The 3,505-nt window shown below is 73.0% G+C and carries 4 protein-coding genes; 2 read left to right on the top strand and 2 right to left on the bottom strand.

What is annotated here, in order from left to right; genetic code table 11:
* Positions 1–1,113 (top strand): NAD(P)/FAD-dependent oxidoreductase (locus VFO68_RS19910; RefSeq protein WP_325159838.1); only part of this gene is annotated, 1,113 nt, incomplete at its 5' end.
* On the opposite strand, the gene VFO68_RS19905 is transcribed toward VFO68_RS19910, so the two are convergent.
* On the bottom strand, positions 1,103–2,287 hold the full coding sequence (locus VFO68_RS19905; protein ID WP_325159837.1) for an MFS transporter: 1,185 nt from the start codon (positions 2,285–2,287) through the stop codon (positions 1,103–1,105). The genes VFO68_RS19910 and VFO68_RS19905 overlap by 11 nt on opposite strands.
* Positions 2,288–2,310: 23 nt before the next feature.
* Positions 2,311–2,940 (bottom strand): TetR/AcrR family transcriptional regulator, encoded by a 630-nt coding sequence (locus VFO68_RS19900; RefSeq protein WP_325159836.1) that lies wholly within the window; start codon positions 2,938–2,940, stop codon positions 2,311–2,313.
* Positions 2,941–3,006: 66 nt separating this feature from the next.
* Between VFO68_RS19900 and VFO68_RS19895 the strand changes: the two genes are divergently transcribed.
* Positions 3,007–3,505 (top strand): AMP-binding protein (locus VFO68_RS19895; protein ID WP_325159835.1); only part of this gene is annotated, 499 nt, incomplete at its 3' end.

Here is a 3,505-nt window from a genome sequence, read left to right as displayed (position 1 = left end):
GGCCCGGCGGAGGCTTTGCGGTTGGCGCGGATGTTCACGCAATCGGTGCGGGCGTTCGGCAACGAGCGGTTCGGCGGTGAGGGCGGGCCGTTGTTGTTGGCGGGCAACGCGATGCACACCGATCTGGGACCGGATCGGGCGGGCGGTGCGCTCTTCGGCTGGATGTTGTCGATGCTCGGCCAGGACGTCGGGTTTCCGGTGCCGGAGGGTGGCGCGGGCCGCATCACGGACGCGCTGGTGCGCCGGCTGGAGGAGCGGGGCGGCCGGGTGGAGTGTGGGCGGCGGGTGCGTCGGGTGCTCATCGCCAATGGACGTGCGGTGGGGGTGCGGGACACCGACGGCACCGACGTCAGGGCAGGGCGGGGGGTGCTGGCGGACGTGCCGGCACCGGCTTTGTACCGGGAGTTGGTGGGGGTGGCCCACCTGCCGACGCGGATGGTGGCCGATCTGGACAACTTCCAGTGGGACGATGCGACGGTCAAGGTGGACTGGGCGCTGAACGGGCCGGTGCCGTGGGCGGTGGCTGAGGCGGTGGGGGCCGGGACCGTCCATCTCGGTGGCGATGTGGACGAGTTGGCGGGGGCCAGCAACGATCTCGCTTGTGGACGGGACCCGGACGATCCGTTTCTCCTGATCGGGCAGATGACGACGGCCGATCCGAGCCGGTCGCCGGCGGGTACTGAGTCGCTGTGGGCCTATACGCACGTCCCGCGCGGGCAGGACTGGCCGGCGGACCGGGTGCGGCGGGTGGCCGACCGGATGGAACTGGCCATCGAGCGGCACGCGCCGGGGTTCCGGGAGCGGATCATCGGGCGGGTGGTCGTCGGGCCGGCGGACTTCGAGCGGCACAACCCGAGCCTGGTGGAGGGCGCGATCAACGCGGGCACCTCGGCGCTCCACCAGCAGTTGGTGTTCCGGCCGGTTGTGGGGCTCGCCCGGGCGGACACGCCGATCGACCGGTTGTACCTGGCCGGCGCCTCGGCGCATCCGGGGGGCGGGGTGCACGGGGCTCCGGGCGCGAACGCCGCACGGGCGGCGCTGGCCCGAAACGGTGCGGGGGGCGGGCTGTACCGCCGAGCGGTCCGTGCGGGGTTCCGGCTGCTCACACGGTGATCGCCCGGCCGGCTCCGAGGGCGACGACGGCCTGCGCGGTGATCAGGCCGGCGAGGATGAGCAGCGGCAGCGTCCAGTCGCCGGTGCTGTCGTGCAGCAGGCCGAACAGCAGCGGCCCGAACGCGGCCAGCAGGTAGCCCAGCGACTGGCCCATGCCGGACAGGGCGGCGGCCTGGTGGGCGTCCCGGGCCCGCAGGGCGAAGAAGGACAGCGCCAGCGTGATGCCCACGCCCTGGCTGAAGCCGACCGTGGCGCTCCACAGTGGACTCAGAGCCGGGGCGAAGACGAAGCCGAGAAAGGACACCGCGCCGAGCAGTGCCGCGCCGGCCGCGTACAGGCGCTGGTCGGGCAGGCGGCGCACGATGGCGGGGGACACGGCCGAGGCGAGCAGGCCGGTCAGCTGCATCAGCGCCAGGTACCAGCCGGCCAGGGCGGGGCTGACTCCGCCGGCATGCAGGATCGAGGGCAGCCAGGACACCGCGACGTAGAAGCCCAGCGACTGCAGGCCCATGAACGCGGTGAGCTGCCAGGCCAGCGGCGAACGCCAGTGCGAGCGGTCCGCCGGGCGCGGCGGTGCGGCCGGCGCGGCGGCCCGGGCCCGAAGCTGGGGGATCCAGGCGACCAGGGCGATCAGGACGAACACCACCCAGACCGCGAGCGAGGTGCGCCAGCCGCCGGGCGCGGCGTCGGCGACCGGGACCGCGAGGCCCGAGCCGAGCATCGCGAACGCGCCCATCACGGTGGTGTACAGCCCGGTGAGCGCCGCGGCCCGGTCCGGATGGTCGCGCTTGACCAGACCGGAGAGCAGTACGTTGATCAGTCCGATGCCGACCCCGATCAGTGCCGTGCCGGTGAACAGGGTTACCCGGCCGGGCCCGGAGCGCAGCGCGACACCCACGCCGAGCACCAGCAGCGCCAGGGTGATCGCGCGTTCCAGGCCCAGCCGCCGGGCGAACCCCGAGCCCAGTGGCGACACGGCGGCGAAACCCAGCAGCGGCAGCATGGTCAGCACGCCGGCCGCCGCGGCCGACATGCCGAGATCGGTCCGGATCGTGTCCAGCAGCGGCCCGACCGCGGTGATTGGCCCGCGCATGGTGGTCGCGACCAGCACGATCCCGGTGAGCACCAGCACCGCCGGGGTGGCTGTCCGCAGAACCGTGGATCGCTGTGGCACAGCGTTCAGTCAAACAACTGCGTTCAGTCAAACATCTGTCCGCCCAGCGCGCGGCGCACCAGGTCCATCAGCGGGGCGTGCAGGCTGGGCAGGTCGGCCGCCTGCCCGATGCCGACCCGGTTGGTGACCAGCGAGCTGATCGCGGCGACCAGAGCCTCGCAGGCGAACCGGGCCTGCGGGGTCCGGGCGCCCAGCATCTCCGAGGTCACGTCGACGAACCGGTCCATCAGCGCCATCCGCCGCTTGATCGCCGCCGGCCCGACGGCGTAGACCTCGACGTTGAACGTGCGCGCGATCGCCGGGTCCCGGCTCAGCGTGTGCAGATAGGCCGCGAGGGCCCGGCTGTACACCTCGGCCGGGTCGTCCGCCACCTCGCGCAAACTCGCCTGCATGGCCCGCAGCACCGACTCCACCCCGGCGTCGTAGGCGGCCAGGAAGCACTCCTCCTTGCCGGCGAACTGCTCGTAGAAGGTCTCCCTGGACACCCCGGCGATGGCGATCACGTCGGCCACCGAGGTGTGCGCGTAGCCCTTGTCGCTGACCGCCTGGCTCATCGCCTTCACCATGCGTTTGCGCTGGGAGGCCACCACCTGCTCGCGGGTCAGCCCGTGCCGGCCGCGCGGCAGTTGCTCGGCGTCCTGGGCCCCTCCCATGGCGCGCAGAGTACTTGAGGCCACAACCCATCTATCACGAACACGGATGTTCGCTAAGATCCGCGCATGGCGTCCCCGGAGGACCCGGCAGCGCGGCTCACCGAGCTCGCGCGCGCCGAACCCGACCGGACCGCGCTGATCTGCCCGAACACCGGACAGTCGATCAGCGTTGCCGGTCTTGAGGAGGACAGTGACCTCCTCGCCCGCGGCCTGCTGGCCAGCGGCGTCGGTCCGGGCTCCCGGGTCGCCCTGTTCGTGCCGTCCGGCCGGGATTTCCTGTCCCTCGCCTTCGCGCTGCTGAAGATCGGCGCCGTGGCCGTGGTCGTCGACCCGAGCCTGAGCCGCCGCCGTCTGGCCGAAAGCCTCGACCGGATCGGGCCGCTGACCTACGTCGGTGGTCCCTCCGTGCAGCTCGGCCGGCTGTTACCCGGCCGGGGCCGGCGGGGCACCCGCACCTCCGCCGCCGAGTTACGGGCCGCCGCGGCACCCGTTGCGCTGCCGCGGCCGGACCCGGCCGGACCGGCCATGGTCGCGATCTGTCCCGGCGGCACCGCCGCGCTCTACC

The organism is Actinophytocola sp. (assembly GCF_035712165.1).
Lineage (GTDB): Bacteria > Actinomycetota > Actinomycetes > Mycobacteriales > Pseudonocardiaceae > DASYTH01.
The sequence above is the reverse complement of the archived record's forward strand: the minus strand, read 5'-3'. Positions and strand labels throughout refer to the sequence as shown.